Annotated in this window: 2 protein-coding genes; both read right to left on the bottom strand. The window is 41.5% G+C overall.

What is annotated here, in order from left to right:
* Positions 1-191: 191 nt before the first annotated feature.
* Positions 192-2,033 (bottom strand): ATP-binding protein, encoded by a 1,842-nt coding sequence (locus tag AB4653_RS03270; protein WP_050643987.1) that lies wholly within the window; start codon positions 2,031-2,033, stop codon positions 192-194.
* Positions 2,034-2,036: 3 nt separating this feature from the next.
* Positions 2,037-2,654: SIR2 family protein (locus tag AB4653_RS03265; protein WP_372103324.1), on the bottom strand; the 618-nt coding region annotated here is incomplete at its 5' end.

Here is a 2,654-nt window from a genome sequence, read left to right as displayed (position 1 = left end):
CTAGCTCGAAAATGCCCCAAAATGAGTCAGCAAGAGCTTGAATCTGATTTTTAACTCGTCAATTTGACTTGCTTTTCCTCATGCTTAGAACATCTAACGATGTGATCAAATTCACTAATTCGTGGCCAATATCAGTTGACCACATTCTTGCATCTAACTAGACAAGCAATAAGCACTGATCTTTAGCTTGTTCAGCTACACATTCGCTCAGCAATAGCTTCAAGTTTTTTGAGATCTAGACGACCATTAGCCCAACCTTCAGCAAATGGTATTGTATTCGATTTTGGAAGTTGGTTTTTCTGAAGATCTCTAACTCTGATTCTAGAGGGAAGTGCAGCACCTTCGCCAACAAATATGGCTTCTTGTTGTGACAAAATCGCTAGCGCGCCAACCATTCCAGATAAACCATCTGGTAGAAAACGGGCGACATGCTGTTGATCAGCAGAGTTAGTAAGCCTTAATACGACCCAAGTGCCACATTGTGATATAACAGTGCTATCTACATCTGCGGGTCTTTGACTAACAAGCATAAGGCCAATCCCATATTTTCGTCCCTCTCTTGCAATGCGTCTTATAGCTCCTTGTGCTGCTGCATATTGCGCCTCTCCATGATCAGGCACATATCTATGTGCTTCTTCGCATACGAGCAGAATTGGATCTTTTTCCTTCTCTTCTTGTGTTTGAAATACTTTATATTGAAACAATAATCTGGCAATCAAGGCAGCTAAAGGGCCTGCAACTTCGTTAGGCAGCCCTGAAATATCTATTATTCTAATGTCTTTTTCATCTTCAACAGGAACCCCGACAAGCTGGTTTAAAACCTTGTGAAGTCTAATTTCATCTTGTTCACCTTCCCAACATTGCAGCATGAAAGAGAGTCGCTTATCTCTTCGGAGAACTCTCACCTTATCTAAGACTGATGGAATACGAGCTTTCCCTAAATCTGTAGGTGGCAATGTCTCAAGGGTTTTAGTACCTTTTTTAAAGCGCCCTCCTTGTATGAATCTTATATGACTCTCAAACTCATCTAAGCAAAATGGTCTTGGTTTATCTCTGTCAAACTCAAGGATGTCTGATGTGTCTTTTTTATCACAAAGGTTTGGATCATCATGGTTTTCTAGTTCTTTCAATATGTCGGTAGCAAACTCTCTAGGGCACGGTTGCACAATGCCAGCCGCAACCAGACGAGCATGTGTTAAAGCTTTTTGAACGATGTTGTTTTGGCTAGTAGCACTTTCTTCAGTCTTGCCAACTATCAAACTAGTAAATTCATCGCTTGACATTAACCAGTATGGTAACTTTATCTGCTCTTGCTTATCTTCACCTACTGCGATGTCATATGCTCTATACTGTACAGCCCTTTCACTGAATGCAGCGCCATATTCGCCATGTGGGTCAATTACAACTATTTGTGGAGAGAAGTTCTTTTCTCCACTGTTATGCTCCAAAACACTATGAATTATTGCTGCGACAGTTCCCGACTTCCCTGAACCTGTTGAGCCTAATACTGCACAGTGCATTCCAAACATTTTATTTATATTCGCTCGGCAAGCTGTTGACTCTGATGCGCTATATACCGCAAATGGAACTAATGGATCTACCTTCTCTTCTCGTTCACCTTCAGCAGAACGATAAACACATGAAATCTCATCGTTTGTTAATAGAAATACGCCTTGCTGAGGTAGTGGGTATGTCTTAATACCTCGCTTAAAGGACAGCTGGGAACTAGAGTTATTCCAACTACCTTCAGCCAATAGCTGCACTTCCATTAGTCGTTGGTCAGAATCAGTGCTTATAGGCATACCAGCCTCTAGCAACTCTTCAGAGCGCATTCGAAGCATTGTAACTAGACCGAAAATAACCTTTCGACCATAATGGATCTTCACCATACTGCCGATTTGTCCTATGGGATAAACTCGACCGTTGAAAGTTCTAGTTAACTCAGAGATTTTATCTGAAATTTCAACTTTGATACTCGTCCCAGAGACCTCAACAACTTGGCCTATTTTCAGCTCATCAGTTGGTGTAAACATAATTTATACCTCACATCCATTTTTAAGTACTGATGTGACACCTTTAAATGTCCACCAATAATCATCATCGTTTTTTCTTTTATAGGGGCCTTGCTCACCCACATAGAGACCATGAAGAGATGCAATAATTACTCGCGAGCCATAACTCGACTTGCGCCATTGCTCTAGACAGGATGGAATTTCGTCTCGGCATTCAAGAAAAGCGACTAAAACGGTTCTGTTGTCGTCTTTAGATAGGGCGAACTCAATTTCATTGTTGATATGGTCATCACCAAAACTATATCCACACACAGCTAACACATTACTATTCGGAGAGTTTAGAGCTTTACGAAATAGGTCGAACTGTGCAGAGAATGGATCTTGTTGGGTTGCTATATATTTTGTAGCTTGAGGGTAGATGAGAACTCGACGGTCAGCTTTTGGATAGCGATCATTATCTCTGACTCTCCAGACATGCCCCTTTTCACAAAGAAACCAGTCTATTGAACCATGCATTTTGATTAAGTTGGCACGTTGACCATTGGTAGGCACAGGTTCGCCATAACGCTGAGTTCGGTGAGCTACTGCACCTCCAGAAAAACCATCCCAGTACGAAGTTTTGTTTAAGGCCAAAGCATCTTC

It is taken from the genome of Vibrio sp. 10N.222.48.A3, from assembly GCF_041475345.1.
Taxonomy (GTDB): domain Bacteria; phylum Pseudomonadota; class Gammaproteobacteria; order Enterobacterales; family Vibrionaceae; genus Vibrio; species Vibrio tasmaniensis_A.
Note: the sequence above shows the minus strand (reverse complement) of the source record. Positions and strands in the feature narration are given on the sequence as shown.

What these genes read in the sequence shown, in the direction of transcription:
- AB4653_RS03270 (WP_050643987.1), bottom strand. Translation starts at nt 2,033, where the DNA reads ATGTTTACACCAACTGATGAGCTGAAAATAGGCCAAGTTGTTGAGGTC.